A 17536-nucleotide genomic window follows, 5' to 3' on the forward strand; every position below is an offset into this window, starting at 1 on the left:
ATTCTTAAGTCCCCCAAGCAACCAATAGATAGAGCAGGCTAGAACCAAACATATCTGCTAAAGCATGCATGAGAAAGAATGGAAGGAGATTTTTAATTTTATATTTGTATAAGAAATAATAGAATAAGCCATAAACTACACCGATTACCAAAGCCCATACTAATCCTTGATAGGTGTGGAAGGAAATACGAATAATCGTAGAATAAAGCAAAACCAACCACTTGTGTTTTTCCTTCACTGAAGTTAGCAAACCTAGAAAGAAAAACTCTTCATAAAATCCATTAAGCAAGGCATAGGCAATCACTATCGGGCTGAGAGCTAAGAACTTCCCTATTATTTGCGTGAAATCTATATAGGCAAAAAGGTCTGGATTAAAGTAATTATATTTACCAGTGAGGGTTGTAACCAAGTCTCCAAACAGTCCCACTAAAGCAAATATAAATGGAACCCAAAAGATAATGGACCAATTCCAGCGAATAGGAAGCTGTTTAAAATCATAATTTCGAATCAAAAGATAGAGTAAGGTCACAGTCAGTAATATAGCTTGCAGGGTAAAATTACTAAAATAAGCCGCACCTTCGCTTGCAGCCTGTCTAACTGTCCCTACTGTACTTGATACACCCGTTGGAAACGTATTTGCTAAAAATAGCTCGGTTGAACGAATTATAAACTGACCAAACATTATGATCGTAATAATCACAATGTCAAACCATCTCAAGTATTTTAGAGGTTTAGATGGATGTATTTTTTTAAAAATATTCATATTTTCTCCAGGTATTCTATACTCATATAAATATTTTAAGAAAAAAGGCTTAAACTTTTATAAAATTTCATTAATTCATTTAGATTCAAAAGCTTTTATTAGTAAAAATAACCCCTCTTTAAGAGTTGCTATCATCTACTTTCATTTTTTGTTTATTTCTCTAACAATAAATCTTTCAACGAAATCAAAGTGACTGCAATTAAAATCATTGCCATGCCAAGAAAATCAATGGGATAAAATTGTTCATTCATAATTAGGAAGGCAAAGAAAACCGCCGAGATTGGCTCAATTGAAGCCAACAAGCTTGACTTAACTGGTCCAATCAAACTGGCTCCCTTTAAGAAGGCTGTATAGGCAAAAACAGTCCCGATAAGTATAATACCCGCAAATGCAAGGAGCAAATCAAGACTAGTTGGGATAGCAGCCTGTAGAACTCCTGTAAAAGGAAGAGCAACCAAACCTGCTATGACCATTCCCACACCAATAACCAAACTACTCCCCCACTTCTTAATCAAGGTTATGGGCAAAATGATATAAAGTGCGTAAGTCAGAGCAGAAAAGAGACCCCAGAACAGACCAGAAGGTGTAATGGATAACTGGTCCAACTGCCCATGAGTGGCGATCAGGAAGGTCCCTCCAATGGCTAATATGATTGAAATAATCTCTCCCAGTGTCGGTGCCACCTTATCTTTGATACAGCTATAAATTAAAATTCCGACAGGACAAATATACTGAAGCACGGTCGCGGTTCCTGCATTGGTTTCCTGAATAGCAGTTAGATAGGCAAATTGATTGATGAAGAGGCCAATTAGAGCAAAAATGAGAAGAGATAGCAAACTTTTTCTATCCTTTAAAAAGGCCAGCATTCTATCCTTTGCAGTAGCATAAGCCAAGACCATGAGAATCCCACCGGCGATTAAAAGTCGTAAGTTAGTTAAAACCAGAGCCGAAATTCCGTGTGCCATCAGATATTGGCCACTCGTTCCTGACAAGCCCCAAGCAATCCCAGCCACAACTGTTAATAGAGTCCCTTTTAAACTGTTTGACATGTCTCTCCTTACTCTTCTTTTCGAATCAAGTCCATCACTTGATTGCGGTCTAAAATCCATTGAGCCCTCTCATCCTTTTCATAGGTACGATTCGATAGAAAAATAGCCGCTTCTTGCTTCTGGCGATTCCACATGATAAAGGTACCTGTATAGCCCGTATGGTCTAGCCAATCTCCTTCCAAATTCCATGCTAAAGAACGTTCCTTGTCATCCAAAGGAGAAAAATTTTGACTCAAATCTCTTGCAAAATCATCTTCTAAATAGTGTTCTAAAAAGATTTGTAAATCCTTTACAGTCGAAAACAAACCAGCACTACCTGCATGTCTGCCCAGGAGGCGAGCCTTGGGATCATGTACCACGCCAGCCTCTACACCTCTGACTGTTGGAACAGCAAGCCCAACAGGTACAAATTGGGTTTCCGTCATTCCCCAAGGATTCCAAACTTGCTCCTGTAAAATCACATCCAAGTCTTGATTAAAGATTCTTTCCAAGATAAAACCTAATAGCAAAAAATGGACATCCGAATAAAGAAAGGCTGGCTGATTTCGTCTATTGAGATGAAACATCGCTTCCTTTAATTCTGAATCTATTAAAAGATCACGATTGGGAATAAACGGATCAAGGTCTGTTGCGTGAGTCAAGAGCTGGCGAATAGTGATGTCTGGATAATCACTTTCAGGTAAAAAATCGGTTACTGGTCTGTCAATATCTAATTGACCTCTTTCCCACAAGAAGGTAAAAACGGTACCTACCCCAACAACCTTGCTGACACTGGCTAGATCATAAACTAGTCCTGTCTCAGTCTGCAAGCCATGCTCTGGGTCACTCTGGCCTAAATAGAAATCCGTCCATTGATTGTCCTTAAAATACGCAAAAGAGGCTCCGGGATAAATCCCTGCCTCGATTTGTTCTTCTATTTTTTTAATAATCTTGGTCCACTTCATACTTCTTCAAACCACAATTCAACATTATTTCTATCTTTACCAAGGAAGAATTTTTCAGACTTAGGAATAAAATATTCGGTAGACTCAAACTTCTGGCGCAGACTTTCTATATCTAGTTCATTGACCAAGAACTTGAGCATAGATAAGTCCCAAGTAGCTGTATTGTCCACAGTCAAATCTTGACCCTGAGCTGGGATAAAATCAAGTGATGTCCCAATTTCAGATACTTCCAAGAAACTTTCGATATCAGTTGGAAGATGTAATTCCATAGAAATCTCAAATTTACTTAAAGAAATTGACTCCAAATCTGTTTGAAATTCAAGATTTTTTTCTACTTCTACTAGACTTTCTCTATCATCTTCCGCATGAATCAAAACCAAATCATCTTCTGGAGAGTAAATTTCAAAAGCGTAGCCATTCTGCCCCTTATATAATTTATGAATCGAATCTGTTTTAGATAAGAGTCCTTCAATTTCTAAGGGATTTTCCACCTTGACAATCAATCTAGCTAATTTTTTTCTTCCCTCTACCTTACGAGTACGCATACTTGGAGCTTCTTCTAAAACCAGCTTTTCTAGACCCGTTTGATCACCTAGTGACAGAAAGGCCGATTCTTCTAACAAGGCCTTCATACCAAGAGTTTCAATATAAAAGGTTTCATTTAATTTTCTATTATTAACTTTTAAAGTAGGAATAATCCGTACAATCTGATTTACATTCATAAATTCCTCCAACTCTTTTATTTTAAAGGATTTTAGAATTTTTTACAAGAAATTATGCTCAGATTTACCTTTTTTTCGTAAAATTTCATCTAAAAAACCGAGGATTTCCTCGGTTTCAATTTCTTATAGGTAAAGGAATTTGAAGATAGCTACTGCCGCAATTGCTGCTGCGATTGGTGCTACTACTGGTACCCAAGAATACCACCATTTTGAATCGCCTTTGTGCTCACCAAGAACTGATTTTGGAAGGAAAGCATGAAGGAGACGTGGCCCCAAGTCACGGGCTGGGTTTAAGGCAGGTCCTGTAGGTCCACCAAGTGATGTTACCAAGGCCATAACAAGGAATCCAAGTGCCAAGTGAGCAATTCCAAGACCAGAAGCTGTATGAGGTGCTGTTTGAGCTTTAATTGCTAAATCAGAGAAGTCAACTGTTTGGCCTGCTTGACTAGCCATTTGTTTCATGTATTGAAGAACCTCAGCACCAAAGAAGTTTTTAGTCAATCCAAGAGCTGCAAAGAAAAGAACAAATGAACCGATAAACTCGTTTACAAAACCGTTAACAGTTGCTGCAAAGCGTGATTCTTTTGTACCTTGATCCAAACTTGAGATTGTTGAGAAAGTACCCAAAATGTTGTTTGGATTTTCAGTTTTCAAGTAGTATGGGCGGTGTGTTGCCACAACCAAGGCTTGACCAAAGATAGCACCCAAAACTTGTGCAAGGATATAAGGCGCTACTTGTGCCCAAGGGAAGAGACCGCTGATTGCAAGTCCAAGAGTGAAGGCTGGGTTGATGTGGTTACCTGATACGTTACCAAACATCAAAGCTGGAATCATAACCCCCATACCGTAACCAACAGCGATAACGAGCCAGCCACTTTGGTGACCTTTCGTACCTTTAAGTTCAACGTTAGCAACTGCACCATTACCAAGAATGATCAAAATAGCAGTTCCCAAGAATTCAGTGGCATATTTAATAGCCCATGTAAAATCCATTTGACAGATTCTCCTTAATATTTTTTAGACAATCCCTATTCTATCAATTTTTATTTCTTTTATCAACAGGTTTTCTAAAAGAATATATGAGAAAGCGGTTTTATTATGTGACTATTAGCTTTTCTTCAACCTACTACAGTAGATAAACATACTGAATAGCTACTGTCTTGACTCATTTAATTATTAAAAATTGATAGAGTTAACAAATGGTAGAAAAAAGCCCTTTTTACTAAGTTAAGTATCAACTACAGTTACGATTAGCATTCGTTACTTAACCCACTCACCATTATAGTTTACGTAGTAACCATCTACTGTGGTATTAACAGCTAGAGCACCTGAGCTGTAAGCATAGTACCATTTGCCATTGAACTGGAACCAACCTGTCTTCATATCTCCATTACTTGCATTTAGGTAGTACCAAGTTGAACCATCTTGATACCAACCAGTTGCCATAGCTCCTGATGAACGGAGATAGTACCATTTGTTACCAAGATATTGCCAGCCTGTTTTCATATCGCCATTTTCAGCATCTAAATAGTACCAAGTTGAGCCTTCCTGATACCAGCCAGTTGTCATAGCTCCTGATGAACGGAGGTAGTACCACTTATTGCCAATTTGCTTCCAACCAGTTTGCATGATACCAGTTTCTGAATCTAGATAGTACCAAACTGAATCATCATTTATCCAACCTGCACGTCTTTCACCACCAAGATTCTTATTCCCAGAATTTCCTGTTTTTGCTAGGTAATACCAGTTAGATTGATCATAAAGCCAACCTGTCTTTAAAGAATGATCTTGATCAAAGTAGTAGTATGCTAATTTAAGAACTTCGGGACCTTCCCAGCCTTCACCATGTTTTTTCCCAACGGTTAAGGAATCTTTTAGCTCTAATTGTTGCCAACCAACAAACTCTTGTAGCACTCCATTTTTGTCAAAGTAATACCATTCTGGCATTGGGGAACCTTCTAATCTTATGCCATTAGGGTAAGGACCAATTGTATATCCTTTAACTGGCATTGGAATGTATTGCCAACCAACAACCATTTCACCATTATAATCAAAATAATAGGTCTTGCCATCAATCACTCGCCAGTCCGTTTCTTTGATGTCACCCTTCTTGTAATAGGTTCTACCATTTTCTTGGACAAATTTCCAACCTTCTGAATCAGCATCATCCGCCAATACTGCACTTGTCGCTAGCAAACCAAAGAAAAATACTGTCAGTCCAACTTGCATAGTTTTTTTAAAAAGTTTCATTTATATATACCTCCAATATTAAATTAACACACCAGATGAGGAGAAGTTATAAACCTTACCATTTGTCTATTCTTCTGAACAAACTGTTGATAGGAAATTGTATTACCAAATGCAAGAACACTTAGTAATACAAATATAACTATTTTTTAATTCCACGATTTCTCCTCATCTTATATTGTGAACCTCCTTTCTTTCTGCTTAATTCTAACACACATATGAAAATCAGTCAAGTTTTTATGTTAAATTTGACTTTTTTTTTATATTATTACAAATAAACATTTTTATTCCAGATTTGCTATTTTTAACTAAAAGAAATATAATTAAGTTAAGTAGAAAGGAATAATATTTTTTATGAATATACTCGCTGAGAAATTCAGAGTAAAGAGAAAAGAGTTAGGTCTCTCCCAACAAACTCTTGCAGAAGGAATTTGTGAACAAAGTCAGATTAGTAAAATTGAAAGAGGTCATTTTATTCCCTCCGCAGACTTGTTATTCAAACTCTCTCAACGACTTGAAGTCCCTTTGGATTACTTTTTCAATGAACAAATCGAAGTTAAGTCTAACCTCTCTAACTTCAAGCAATTATCTGCTCGCTTATTAGATGATAGGAATTATGACGATTTAGAATATCTTTATAAAATAGAGGCTGAACGAAGCACTTTTCTAACACTAGAAGACCGAACTTACCTTGAATGGATTAAAGCTATAATTGACTTCTATCAATATGACAGTAAGTGTGATGCAATTTCTTCATTGGAAAATATATTATTAAAAGTCTCCTCAAATACTCTGATTTATTTAAAGGCGTTGAATACTCTATCTAATTTCTATTCCTTAGTGGGTCGTGAACAAGAATATGAGGCAAACTACTCTCATTTGATGGAGTTATATAAAACAAAAAATTTTGAGTATCAAGAGTTTTTATTTGGCTACATCAGAGTTCGTTACAACTACGCTCACTACCTAGTATCAAAGGAAAAATATAATGAAGCCATCCAAGAAGCTCTTGAGACGATTGAACTCTGTAAACAAAGACAGACAAGCTACCAACTGGCTCCCCTACTTATTCTTGTAGGAAATGCTGGAGCCAAATTTCTAGACAAAGAACAAGTCAAAAATTATTATATAGAAGCAAGAGAGTTATGTAAGATTTATAACAATCCTTTAATGTTGATGAAGGTAGAAAACTATTTGAAGGAATTAGATACTGTTTAGTTAATCTTGACATTATAGTTTTTCTGAAACGTTAAATAACCTGTAAGGCTGATAGTGAAATTAATACTATCAGTCTTATAATTATGTGACTATTACTTCAGATTCAGTTCACTATAATTTCCAAACGAATCTTATGATAGCTACCTTATTAGGATGCTCTTATTTTTTATCAGACAAAACAAAAGGATTAAGGGAGTGAATTTCCTTAATCCGATAGTCTCTTAAACCTGACGTTGTCCGAAATCTGCAATCATCTGATCCATTTCTTGTCGACTCGGAGTTGTCAGCATATACAGGTAATCTCCTTGAAGTTCCGCGAAGGCCTCTGGCATAATTTTCTTAACCTTGAACTGCTGTCTATATTTGGCAAGCAAGTCCTCTTCTGAATAAACATAGTGAGCATTTGTACGACGGGATGTAGCTAAACAATACTGAGCTTCAAATTCTGACGCTGGGAACTCTTCTCCTGCGACTATAGCCGCATAGCCACGATAGAGGTCCAAGGAATGGGCAAAATTATAAACATCAATGGTAAAACCACCTGCAGGGCGGTTATTGTACTCAATGGCGATGTAATCATCCCCTTCACGGAAGAACTCGATATGGAAGAAACGTTCTTTCATATCAAATTCCTTGACAATCGCTTCCCCATACTTGCGCAGTTTAGAATCCATATCCTTGAGCACATAGTAGGAATTGTCCATCTTGTAAATCATGAGATCAAGTGGTGTATAGGCGTAGTCAAAGGTCGTTGAAAAGACGATTTTACCATCCTTGTCCACAAGACCATCAAAGGTACAGATTTCGCTGGAAGTGACAAATTTCTCAAAGAAATAAACGGTCGAATGGTCCCATTCTTGCTTGAAGTGATTGATATCGTCTTCTGTTTCAAGCTTAAAGGTGGCGGCTGCTCCCACTCCATTGTCAGGTTTGGCAATCATTGGCAGGCCGATTTCATTCACAGCTTGATCAACATCTGCTTCCGTCTTGATAACAGCTCCAGGTACCACGGGGACCCCTGCTTTTTTGAAAAGTTTCTTCATTTCAGACTTAAATTTCGTCTTTTTGAGATCCTCTGGTTTGGCACCAAAAACATTGAATTGCTCTCTGAGTGTTGCGTCCAGTTCTAGCCAGTATTCATTATGGGACTCGATACGGTCAATTGGGCCATGTTTATAAAAGAGAAAAGCAACAGCGCGCTTGACTTCGTCTACATTTTCAAGATTGTCTACACGGAAATACTCGGTCAGGCTATTGCGTAAGGGCTCATCCAATTGCTCGTAAGGTTCTTGCCCAATTCCCAAGACTGTGATGCCTTTATTGGCTAGTTCAATGGTAAACTGTTGAAAATTTTGCGGATAGTAGGGAGAAATAACAAGGTAATTCATAGGTAACTCCTTTTATAAATAGAGATTTCCAAGGAAATAAGGCATTTGTTTGCGCCACCATTCCCAGTCGTGGGCGACATCGTGTCCCCATTCAGCAAACCAGGCTGGAATTTGTTTCTGGTCAAAGGCTTCTTTAAGCTTGTAGAAAGACGGTAGACCGTCTTGTTCCCAGGCACCAAGACCCGTACACAGCACAATCTCTGCCTGACGGTAACGATCAATAAACCAGCCGTCGTTCTGATTCCAGATATAATCTACTGGCGAGTTTTGGTAAATAGCATCGTCATTGTAGTAATCGCCGACAAAGAAACGTGCGTCGTAAACACCACTAAGAGCAATCACCTTTGTAAAAACATCTGGATGCTGGAGAAAAAAGTTGACTGCATGGTAGGCGCCCATCGAGCAACCTGTCGTCATCATGCCATCAAACCAACCTGTCTTATGCTTGATAAAAGGAATAGCCTCTTCAATCACATAGCGTTCATAGGCACGATGCATTTCCGCTTGGTCGTGCCCATTTTTCCAAGTGGCCAACCAGCTCTCACTGTCTACACTGGATAGGGTAAAGAACTGAACACGGCCTTCCTCGATAAAAGAAGCACAGGCATCAATCATGCCAAAATCATAGTATTCATTGTGACTACCACCTGATGAAGCAAAGACCACAACTGGAATCCCAGCATGCCCATAACGGTTGAGGTACATTTCACGGTTGAGATGGCCACTCCAGTGGCTAAGATGTTCAATATGCATTATCTTTCTCCTTTCTTACTTTACCAGTTTTCTGCAAAAAATCTCAGACAATCTGGTAAATTTTCCGACCATGGAATCTCACTATGAATGGCACCAGACTGAACTTTCAAGACGAGATTATCCAAATGAACTCCCCCTGCTATCAAATCATGGTAATAGCGTAGCGAAGAGTCGATATAGGCCTGTTTAATATTGCCAGCCATCAAGGTCTTGTCTGTATCATCCGCTTCTTCTGTTCCTACATAGATGAAGATTCGCTGGTCAGGCGATAGTTTCTTGCGCTCAATATAGCGGTTAAAAGCTTCTTGATGAAGCCAGTTAGCAGATGAAAAAACCCCTAGACAGCCAATTTGGTCTTGGTATTCCAAACCGATAAACTGGGTAATATTACCGCCTAGTGAGGAACCAATCATAGCCGTATGCTGGCGGTCAGCTTTGGTACGGTAGGTCTCATCGATAAAAGGTTTGATCACCTCCATGACAAACTCAGAATATTCCACACCCTTACCGCCAAACTGCTGCCCCGGAATAGGAGATTCTTGGAACTTCCAAGCCGCATACTCATTCATCCGCCCCATACCATCATTGTCAATGGCAACGACAATCATGCGACTGATATCAGGATTACGCTTAATAGCTGGGATAATCTTCCATGAATGGCCAATGAAAGACTCCTTGCTATAAAAGACATTTTGCCCGTCATGAAAGTAAACCACAGGATAGGAACGTTCCGTGTCTTTCTCATAATCTTTAGGAAGAAGAACACGTACACGGCGTTCCTTACCTGTATAAGGAACCTTGAGTTTGTGTTCTTTCATTTTTAAATAAAAGTAGGATTGATTCATTGTCAGAAAACTCTCTATATTCAAAATTTTATTTTATTATATCACAAAAAGATTGGTTGTGGATGGATAATTGTTTAAAAGAATAGGGTTTTCTAAACTCAGCAAGCATTTCTTCTTTTGTAATTTCATTCTGACGAAAACGAGCTAAAGCTTGGGTTGGATTATCATCAGTCTGAACACCATAGATAAAAGAAAAACCCTGCCAAATTAATTTTTGGTAGGGTTTTTGGTAGGAAACTAAATTAATTTATCAGTTTCTAAAATGTGTTCACGATTCTAAAATGTGTTCACGATTCTAAAAGGCTGATACTATAGTATTCCGAATTCTAATTGGTATATGCCTCTTATTTAAGAGTAACTGAAGCTCCAGCTTCTTCCAATTTAGCTTTGATTTCTTCAGCTTCTGCTGCTGCAACACCTTCTTTAACAAGAGCTGGTGCACCATCAACAAGTTCTTTAGCTTCTTTAAGTCCAAGACCAGTGATTTCACGTACAACTTTGATAACGCCGACTTTCTTGTCGCCTGCAGCTGTCAATTCAACGTCAAATGAATCTTTAGCAGCTTCTTCAGCACCACCAGCAGCAGCTACAGCTACAGGAGCAGCTGCAGTTACACCAAATTCTTCTTCGATAGCTTTTACAAGGTCGTTCAATTCAAGGATTGAAGCTTCTTTAATTTCAGCAATAATGTTTTCAATGTTCAATGCCATTGTTATTTCCTCCAAATAAGTTTTAAAATTTTATAATAGTTTTTTTCGTAGCTAGGCTACGCTGCGTAGCTTAAGATTAAGCTGCGTCTTCTTTGTTGTCTGCAACCGCTTTGACTGCAAGAGCAACGTTGCGCACTGGCGCTTGAAGTACAGAAAGGAGCATAGAAAGAAGTCCTTCGCGGTTTGGAAGAGTTGCAAGAGCAACGATTTCTTCTTTAGATGCGACAGCGCCTTCGATTGCACCACCTTTGATTTCAAGTGCTTCAGCGTTTTTAGCAAAATCGTTCAAGATTTTCGCTGGTGCGATAACATCTTCGTTAGAAAATGCTACTGCAGATGGTCCAACAAATACAGATGTAAGGTCTTCAAGACCAGCTTTTTCAGCTGCACGACGCAAGATTGAGTTTTTAATCACTTTATACTCAACTTCGCTTCCACGAAGCTCTCGACGAAGAACTGTATCTTGCTCAACTGTCAAACCACGAGCGTCTACAACGACGATAGATGCAGCAGCTTTCATTTTTTCAGCTACTACGTCAACTAGTTCCGCTTTTTTAGCAATAATTGCTTCACTCATTAGTGTGTTCACCTCCGTAATTATTTTGCTTGGGGAATTTTTCCAAAAGAAAAACGCGCCCAAACCTAGACACGAAAGTACAATACGCTTCTTTTTACATGATACGTTTTGTCCTCGGTAGGATACTTATGAGTCGGGCTCCCCTACTGTCTTAGGCAGTTTTTTCAAACCGTATATAAGTATAGCATAGTCAAAAAAAGAATGCAAGATTTTTGCAAACTTTTTTTAAAATTTTTTCGTGATTTTTCTTTTAAAGTTCTACTGTTAGGACTTGACCTTGCTTAACAACCTGTTCTCCGCCGATATAGACATCATCTACATCACTGGACTTGACAGCATAGACTAGGTGAGAGAGCATATTTTCTTGGGGTTGAAGATGAATTTTCCCTTGTGGTTGAATAACGAGAAAATCTGCCTCTTTACCTACTTCCAGACTTCCTATCTGTTCTTCCATTCCTAGGACCCTAGCTCCTTCGATTGTCAGTGCCTTAAGAGCTGTTTCGATTGGAAACTGGCTGGCATCTCCACTCTTCATTTTCTGTAAGAGAGCTGCTGTTCGTCCTTCCTCAAACATATCAAGGTTGTTGTTGGAAGCAACTGAATCTGTCGCAATTCCCACAGCCACTCCTGCTTTTTGCAGTTGAATGATAGGAGCAATCCCTGAGGCCAGTTTGAGATTGCTGATAGGGTTGTGGGCAATAGCCACTTGAGAGGATGCCAAGCGCTCAATTTCTCGCTCGTTTAATTCTACCCCATGAGCAAAGACGGACGGATGATCTAAGTAACCCAGTTCTTCTAGAAAAGCAAGGGGGCGTTTGCCGTAGCGTTTCAGGATAATTCCTGATTCCTCCTTGGTCTCCGCCACATGGATATGGAGAGGAATATTTAGCTCTTTTGCCATGTCTAAACTCGCTTGTAGCAAGTCTTGATTACAGCTGTAAGGAGAATGAGGGGCTACCATCACCTTGAAATTTGGATTTTCATATCCTAAAATTTCCTCAATAATTGCTCGAGTTCTTGCAATGGTCTCAGCAGTTGTTTCTGCCCCTGAAGAAAAGAGGGTCGGCGAGAAATAACAACGCATCTTGGAATCTTTCACTGCCTGATAAATCCGTTCAATATCCACACCATTGGGATTATACATATCATTAAAGGTTGTTGTTCCTGACTGGAGCATCTCTGTCAGAGCTTCTTTGACCGCCTTGGTAGTCATGTCAGGAGTAAATCCTGCTTCTGCAGGCCAGATATAGTCATTGAGCCATTCATGGAGATTACTATCATCTCGAATCCCTCTCAAACCTGTCATAGCAGAATGGGTGTGGCAATTGACCAAACCAGGCATAATCCAGGCTCCCTGATAGTCTATAATCTGCTCAGCTTGCTCTAAAATCTCTGACTTATCTTGACCGACATAGACCATTTGAGAATCCTTAACAGCTAAGATTCCATCCAGATAGACATGAAAATCTTGGTCACAAGTCACGATATTTACATGCTGATAGACTTTCATTATAGGTTCCTTTTCTAAAAAATAATTTATACTCTCTTCAAACCACGTCAGCTTCACCTTCACGTAGATATATGGTTAATGACTTCGTCAGTCTTATCTACAACCTCAAAGCAGTGCTTTGAGCAAGCTACGGCTAGCTTCCTAGTTTGCTCTTTGATTTTCATTGAATATTACAGTGGATAATTTTCTAGCTATTGTAACAAAAAAGTCACCCGAAGGCAACTTTTTTTGTCTATAAGATTTTGAAATTAGAAAGGATCATTCAGAGCTAAAAGTTGAAGCTTGCTGCATTTGGTAATACTTGCCCTTCCTAGCCATAAGGTCCTGATGGCTCCCATACTCAACAATATCACCATCCACTAAGACTAGAATCATATCCGCATCCTGAATGGTAGACAAGCGGTGAGCAATGATAAAGCTTGTGCGCCCCTTCATGAGTTTAGCAAAGGCATCCTGAACTAGCACTTCTGTCCGTGTATCGATGGAAGAAGTCGCCTCGTCTAAGATGAGAATCTTTGGGATAGCTAGAAAGACTCGGGTGATGGTCAAGAGCTGAGCTTGGCCGACAGAGAGAGATTCTCCTGCATTTTCCAACTTAGTATCGTATCCCTGCGGCAACTGTTGGATGAAAAAATCTGCATTGGCTGCTTTGGCAGCAGCAATCACCTGCTCCCGACTGGCTTCAGGACTTCCAAAGGCAATATTGTCATGAATAGTTCCTTGCTTGAGCCAGGTTTCTTGGAGCACCATCCCAAACTGCTGTCTCAATGATGCTCGGGTATAATCGTAAATGGAACGACCATCCAGCAAGATATCTCCTGAGTTAATAGGGTAAAAACGCATGAGGAGATTGATAAGAGTTGATTTTCCAGCACCTGTCGGACCAACGATGGCTACCTTGCTACCAGCTGGAATATCGATGAATAAGTCCTTAATCAAAGTCCTTTCAGGATTGTATCCAAAAGAAACATGTTTAAAGGAAATAGCTCCCTTGACTTGGTCACTTGTCAAGATTTCCTTACCTGTTTCAGCAACCTCAGAACTTTCTAAGACAGCATAGACGCGCTCTGCACAAGCGAGAGCACTTTGCAACTCAGCTAGAACTGAAGAAATATCGTTAAAGGGCTTGGTGTACTGTTGGACGTAATTCAAAAAAGTCACTAAACGTCCGATAGTCAAGGTGGACCCCATCATGATACGATAAGCTCCTACTCCAGCAAGAAGAGCGTAAATGAGCGCGTTGACAAAGCGAGTCGAAGGATTGACCGTTGAAGAATAAAAGATGGCCGACTGCGAATAGCCTGCGTAGTTGTCATTAGCCTCACGCAGCCTTTGGATAAACTCTTCTTGAGCATTAAAGGACTGGATAATGTTCTGCTGACTAAGAGATTCTTCAATCAACTGAGTCTGAATCCCTCTTGTCTCTGTTTGCTTTTGGAAGAGATGATAAGATTCCTTGGCAATAAAGCGTGAAATCACCATGGATAGGGGCGTCAACAGCAAGACCAAGAGGGTCATGAGGAGATGAATTTGGAGCATGGCTAGAATACTAACCAAAATCATCAAGACACCAATGAAAAATTGGTTAAAAATCATGGTCAAGCCAGCTGCCAACTGTTCTATGTCTGTTGTCACCCGACTGACCATTTCTCCACTGCCTTGCCGATCCACAAAGGCAATCGGTAAACGATGGAGTTTATGGATGATTCTCTCTCGCAAGTCTTTGGTATAAGAGAAAATTAGGCGATTATAGAGGAGAGGATTGATCCATTGCACAAGAGTATTCCCTATGACCACCAAGATCATTTGAATAAAGATCTGCCAAAAAACTTGTGAAGAGCCAGTCACTAGGATTTGGTCGATGACCTGCCCAATCAAAATAGGTAGGTAGATTGATAAGCCAACTTGGGCAATAGTTCCTAGAAAGGCTAGGAAAAGGAGGAAGGGATGGCTTGCTAAATCCTTAGCCAAACGTGAGAGTGTTTGACTTGCAGTTTGTCGTCTCATACTAGCCCTCCTTTCCATGTTGGGATGCATTGATTTCACGATAGACTTGACTTGATTTCATCAAGTCCTCGTGCTTGCCGATAGCTAGGAGCTCTCCTTTTTCTAAGAGGAGAATCTGGTCAGCCATCTGAAGCGTCGAAGTTCGTTGAGAAATCAAGATTAAACTTGTATTTGGCAAATTTTCTCGGATAGCTTTCAAGAGCTTAGACTCGGTAATGGTATCGAGGGCCGAGGTCGCATCATCTAGGATGAGAAATGGAGCTTGGCGCAAGACTGCTCGTGCAATAGACAGCCTTTGTTTTTGACCGCCCGAGAAATTTCGCCCTCCTGCCTCAACTAGAGCATCCAAGAGTCCTTCCTTATCACTGACAAAATCCTTGGCTTGCGCGATTTCCAAGGCCTGCCATAGTTCTTGATCAATCACTTCTTGATTTAAACCTAGAGTCAAGTTAGAACGAATAGTTCCCTTAAAGAGCTCGACTTTTTGAGGCACATAGGCAATCCATGACCGCCACTGCTCCAAATTAAGAGGACTAGATACATCTCGATAAAGGTAAATGCTCCCCTTGTCTGCTGGATAAAGTCCAAGGATGAGTTGCACCAAACTTGATTTACCAGAACCCGTTCCCCCAATGATACCAAGGATCTGCCCTTGAGTCATATCAAAGGAAATATCTCTCAGAGAAGGCTGGGCCGCATCAGGATAGGTAAAGGTCAGTTCTTGAACTTGTAAAACCTGATCACTGATAGCTTGCTTTTGCCCTAATTCTGAATGAATATCTTCCGGAGACTCAGCAAAGACTTCCTCGATTCGCTTGGCAGAGATATAGGACTGGTTGAGAGAATTTATCAGCATGGCTAGCTTGACCAATTCCACCAAAATCTGTAAGAGATAGTTGATAAGGGCAATGAGGGCACCTTGACTGAGTAAACCTCCTTGAATTGAAATATAGCCCTGCCAGATGATGACGAGAAGAGTTCCATTGACAATCAGATAGGTCAGAGGTGTTAACAAACTAGACCAGAAGCCTGTCTTTTCTTGCAATCTGGCATAAACTTGGTTAAGAGTTTGAAAAATCTGTAACTCTCGTTTTTCTTGCCCAAAGGCACGAATGACTCGCATTCCTTGTAATTGCTGGCGCGTTTCCTGAACTAGTTGGTCCGTTTTCTTTCTCAGACTACTGTAGAGAGGATTGACCAGTCGAGAGAGCCCTACAATGACGATTGTCAAAATGACAACCATGACTAAGAACCAGAAAGTCAGCTCAGCTGAGATTCGATAGGCCATAAAAATGGCTCCAAAAACGATAATAGGCGCTCGTAAAAAGAGACGCAGGAATTGATTGATACCAGTCTGAATCTGGTAAGTGTCCGAAGTCAAGCGAGTTACCAAGCTAGAAGTGGTCAAACGATCCCTGCTGTCCTTGGGTAAAGATAGAATATGACGATAAAGATCGTCTGTCAATTCTTTGGCAAATCCTACCGCAGCCTTAGCTGAGTAGAACTGGGCTATTATGGCCACTACAACACCAATTACTGCAAAGATAAGGAGCAGGCCAATCTGCATCCAGAGATGACCTTGATCTTTCTGAGGCAAGGATTGATCAACAATCCCAGCAATCACCATGGGAACCAAGAGCTCAAAAACAGCTTCTAACAGCTTGAATAAGGGGGCCAAAATGGATTCTTTGATGTAGGGTTTAAAGTAAGATAATAGGTGTTTCATAAATCCCTTCTATTCGTATTCTGGAAATAAAGAAAGTGGGAAGTGCCCACCCTCTCTGTTTTATTTGTTTAAGTAAGGTAGTAGATAGCCATACCCTACTTCTTCCATCTCATCCTTGGCCACAAAGCGCAAGGAAGCAGAATTGATACAGTAACGGAGGCCACCAAACTCACGCGGTCCATCTGTGAAAACATGACCCAAGTGAGCATTTCCTGACCGAGAACGAACCTCGATTCGCTCCATTCCATGACTCAGGTCCTTGTAATAGTGAATCAACTCCTTGGAAATCGGACGGCTAAAACTTGGCCATCCACAACCTGAGGCAAACTTATCCTTGGCAAAAAAGAGTGGCTCACCTGTCGTAATATCTACATAAATCCCTTCTTCAAAGGTTTGGTCATAGGCATTGGTAAATGGAGCCTCTGTAGCAGCTTCTTGGGTGACACGATAGGACTCTTCAGTTAAGCTTTCCTTTAACACCTCTTGGCTAGGCTTTTCATAGTTAGAGGCATCAATCAATGGCTTCTCAGCATCGGTCACATCGATATGACAGTAACCTGAAGGATTTTTCTTAAGATAGTTTTGATGGTAGTCTTCAGCCAGAGTGTAATGACGTAGTTTCTCCACCTCTACTGCAATCTTTCGACCCAGCATGCGCTCCTGCTCCTGCACCACTGTGTAGATAGCAGGTAGGTCTGATTCATCCTGATAATAGATCCCAGTTCGATATTGACGTCCACGGTCATTCCCTTGTTGATTAATTGACAAGGGGTCGATGACACGGAAATAATAAAGCAAAATTTCTCTGAGTGACACTGCTTTCTCATCGTAAATCACTTGAACTGTTTCTGCATGGTCTGTTTCCTTGAGCAGCTGATAATTGGTCGTTTCGACTTTTCCATTAGCGTAGCCAACACTGGTTGCTAGCACTCCAGAAATGCGTGAAAAATATTCCTCTAGACCCCAAAAACAACCACCTGCTAGATAAATTTCTGCCATCTTTATTTCTCCTTTATCAAGTTTTTAACTCGAATTCTTTTCAAAAAAAGGATAGGAAGCCCTCTGGTCGAGAGTTTC

The 17536-nt window shown here is 40.1% G+C and carries 16 protein-coding genes, 1 pseudogene and 1 other annotated feature; of the genes and pseudogenes, 1 reads left to right on the top strand and 16 read right to left on the bottom strand.

The annotated features are described in order from the left end of the window. Window positions 1-4 precede the first annotated feature (4 nt). From D8845_RS01540 to D8845_RS10400, 7 genes and pseudogenes are all read right to left on the bottom strand, one after another. Entirely contained in the window at window positions 5-763 is a 759-nt protein-coding gene (locus D8845_RS01540) for a CPBP family intramembrane glutamic endopeptidase (RefSeq protein WP_125452231.1), read from the bottom strand. 152 nt (window positions 764-915) lie between these two features. After that, window positions 916-1812, bottom strand: coding sequence for a DMT family transporter (locus D8845_RS01545; RefSeq protein ID WP_125452232.1), 897 nt, complete (start codon window positions 1810-1812; stop codon window positions 916-918). A gap of 8 nt (window positions 1813-1820) precedes the next feature. Then, window positions 1821-2756 (bottom strand): serine hydrolase domain-containing protein, encoded by a 936-nt coding sequence (locus D8845_RS01550; protein WP_125452233.1) that lies wholly within the window; start codon window positions 2754-2756, stop codon window positions 1821-1823. Further along, the gene (locus D8845_RS01555; RefSeq protein ID WP_125452234.1) at window positions 2753-3478 is read right to left on the bottom strand and encodes a CppA N-terminal domain-containing protein; all 726 of its coding nucleotides are present in this window, start codon (window positions 3476-3478) and stop codon (window positions 2753-2755) included. The genes D8845_RS01550 and D8845_RS01555 overlap by 4 nt, the downstream gene beginning before the upstream one ends. Before the next feature lie 123 nt (window positions 3479-3601). Then, complete coding sequence (gene gla, locus D8845_RS01560) at window positions 3602-4471, bottom strand: aquaglyceroporin Gla (RefSeq protein WP_125452235.1); 870 nt, start codon at window positions 4469-4471, stop codon at window positions 3602-3604. 267 nt (window positions 4472-4738) lie between these two features. Then, entirely contained in the window at window positions 4739-5728 is a 990-nt protein-coding gene (gene cbpJ, locus D8845_RS01565; protein WP_125452236.1) for a choline-binding protein CbpJ, read from the bottom strand. 59 nt (window positions 5729-5787) lie between these two features. Continuing rightward, window positions 5788-5897: pseudogene (locus tag D8845_RS10400) on the bottom strand (PhrA family quorum-sensing system peptide); the annotation flags it as partial. A 182-nt stretch (window positions 5898-6079) separates the two neighbouring features. Between D8845_RS10400 and D8845_RS01570 the strand changes: the two are divergent. Beyond that, the gene (locus tag D8845_RS01570; RefSeq protein ID WP_125452237.1) at window positions 6080-6943 is read left to right on the top strand and encodes a helix-turn-helix domain-containing protein; all 864 of its coding nucleotides are present in this window, start codon (window positions 6080-6082) and stop codon (window positions 6941-6943) included. Window positions 6944-7164: 221 nt separating this feature from the next. On the opposite strand, the gene D8845_RS01575 is transcribed toward D8845_RS01570, so the two are convergent. The 9 genes from D8845_RS01575 to msrB all read right to left on the bottom strand — a co-directional run bounded on the left by D8845_RS01575 (window position 7165) and on the right by msrB (window position 17458). Beyond that, window positions 7165-8331, bottom strand: a complete 1167-nt coding sequence (locus D8845_RS01575) for an ATP-grasp domain-containing protein (protein WP_125452238.1) — start codon at window positions 8329-8331, stop codon at window positions 7165-7167. Window positions 8332-8343: 12 nt separating this feature from the next. After that, on the bottom strand, window positions 8344-9084 hold the full coding sequence (locus D8845_RS01580) for an esterase family protein (RefSeq protein ID WP_049522315.1): 741 nt from the start codon (window positions 9082-9084) through the stop codon (window positions 8344-8346). Between the two features lie 20 nt (window positions 9085-9104). Further along, window positions 9105-9929 carry an alpha/beta hydrolase gene (locus D8845_RS01585; RefSeq protein ID WP_125452239.1) on the bottom strand — a complete coding sequence of 275 codons (825 nt, stop codon included), beginning with the start codon at window positions 9927-9929 and terminating at the stop codon, window positions 9105-9107. Window positions 9930-10273: 344 nt separating this feature from the next. Next, window positions 10274-10639 (bottom strand): 50S ribosomal protein L7/L12, encoded by a 366-nt coding sequence (rplL, locus tag D8845_RS01590; protein ID WP_001196967.1) that lies wholly within the window; start codon window positions 10637-10639, stop codon window positions 10274-10276. A gap of 76 nt (window positions 10640-10715) precedes the next feature. Next, window positions 10716-11216 carry a 50S ribosomal protein L10 gene (gene rplJ / locus D8845_RS01595; protein WP_125452240.1) on the bottom strand — a complete coding sequence of 167 codons (501 nt, stop codon included), beginning with the start codon at window positions 11214-11216 and terminating at the stop codon, window positions 10716-10718. Window positions 11217-11254: 38 nt separating this feature from the next. After that, window positions 11255-11390 (bottom strand) — a sequence feature (ribosomal protein L10 leader region). 76 nt (window positions 11391-11466) lie between these two features. Continuing rightward, window positions 11467-12726 (bottom strand): TRZ/ATZ family protein, encoded by a 1260-nt coding sequence (locus tag D8845_RS01605; RefSeq protein ID WP_125452241.1) that lies wholly within the window; start codon window positions 12724-12726, stop codon window positions 11467-11469. Window positions 12727-12984: 258 nt separating this feature from the next. Further along, window positions 12985-14733 (bottom strand): ABC transporter ATP-binding protein, encoded by a 1749-nt coding sequence (locus D8845_RS01610; protein WP_125452242.1) that lies wholly within the window; start codon window positions 14731-14733, stop codon window positions 12985-12987. A 1-nt stretch (window position 14734) separates the two neighbouring features. Continuing rightward, window positions 14735-16459, bottom strand: a complete 1725-nt coding sequence (locus D8845_RS01615; RefSeq protein WP_125452243.1) for an ABC transporter ATP-binding protein — start codon at window positions 16457-16459, stop codon at window positions 14735-14737. Window positions 16460-16519: 60 nt separating this feature from the next. After that, window positions 16520-17458 (bottom strand): peptide-methionine (R)-S-oxide reductase MsrB, encoded by a 939-nt coding sequence (msrB, locus tag D8845_RS01620; RefSeq protein WP_125452244.1) that lies wholly within the window; start codon window positions 17456-17458, stop codon window positions 16520-16522. Between the last annotated feature and the right edge of the window lie 78 nt (window positions 17459-17536).

The sequence above is a fragment of the Streptococcus mitis genome (assembly GCF_003942865.1).
Taxonomy (GTDB): Bacteria; Bacillota; Bacilli; order Lactobacillales; family Streptococcaceae; genus Streptococcus; species Streptococcus mitis_BI.

Excerpts from the sequence above, each read along its gene's own strand:
- D8845_RS01540 (WP_125452231.1), bottom strand. The coding sequence starts at position 763 with ATGAATATTTTTAAAAAAATACATCCATCTAAACCTCTAAAATACTTG.
- D8845_RS01545 (WP_125452232.1), bottom strand. The coding sequence starts at position 1,812 with ATGTCAAACAGTTTAAAAGGGACTCTATTAACAGTTGTGGCTGGGATT.
- D8845_RS01550 (WP_125452233.1), bottom strand. The coding sequence starts at position 2,756 with ATGAAGTGGACCAAGATTATTAAAAAAATAGAAGAACAAATCGAGGCA.
- D8845_RS01555 (WP_125452234.1), bottom strand. The coding sequence starts at position 3,478 with ATGAATGTAAATCAGATTGTACGGATTATTCCTACTTTAAAAGTTAAT.
- gla (WP_125452235.1), bottom strand. The coding sequence starts at position 4,471 with ATGGATTTTACATGGGCTATTAAATATGCCACTGAATTCTTGGGAACT.
- cbpJ (WP_125452236.1), bottom strand. The coding sequence starts at position 5,728 with ATGAAACTTTTTAAAAAAACTATGCAAGTTGGACTGACAGTATTTTTC.
- D8845_RS01570 (WP_125452237.1), top strand. The coding sequence starts at position 6,080 with ATGAATATACTCGCTGAGAAATTCAGAGTAAAGAGAAAAGAGTTAGGT.
- D8845_RS01575 (WP_125452238.1), bottom strand. The coding sequence starts at position 8,331 with ATGAATTACCTTGTTATTTCTCCCTACTATCCGCAAAATTTTCAACAG.
- D8845_RS01580 (WP_049522315.1), bottom strand. The coding sequence starts at position 9,084 with ATGCATATTGAACATCTTAGCCACTGGAGTGGCCATCTCAACCGTGAA.
- D8845_RS01585 (WP_125452239.1), bottom strand. The coding sequence starts at position 9,929 with ATGAATCAATCCTACTTTTATTTAAAAATGAAAGAACACAAACTCAAG.
- rplL (WP_001196967.1), bottom strand. The coding sequence starts at position 10,639 with ATGGCATTGAACATTGAAAACATTATTGCTGAAATTAAAGAAGCTTCA.
- rplJ (WP_125452240.1), bottom strand. The coding sequence starts at position 11,216 with ATGAGTGAAGCAATTATTGCTAAAAAAGCGGAACTAGTTGACGTAGTA.
- D8845_RS01605 (WP_125452241.1), bottom strand. The coding sequence starts at position 12,726 with ATGAAAGTCTATCAGCATGTAAATATCGTGACTTGTGACCAAGATTTT.
- D8845_RS01610 (WP_125452242.1), bottom strand. The coding sequence starts at position 14,733 with ATGAGACGACAAACTGCAAGTCAAACACTCTCACGTTTGGCTAAGGAT.
- D8845_RS01615 (WP_125452243.1), bottom strand. The coding sequence starts at position 16,459 with ATGAAACACCTATTATCTTACTTTAAACCCTACATCAAAGAATCCATT.
- msrB (WP_125452244.1), bottom strand. The coding sequence starts at position 17,458 with ATGGCAGAAATTTATCTAGCAGGTGGTTGTTTTTGGGGTCTAGAGGAA.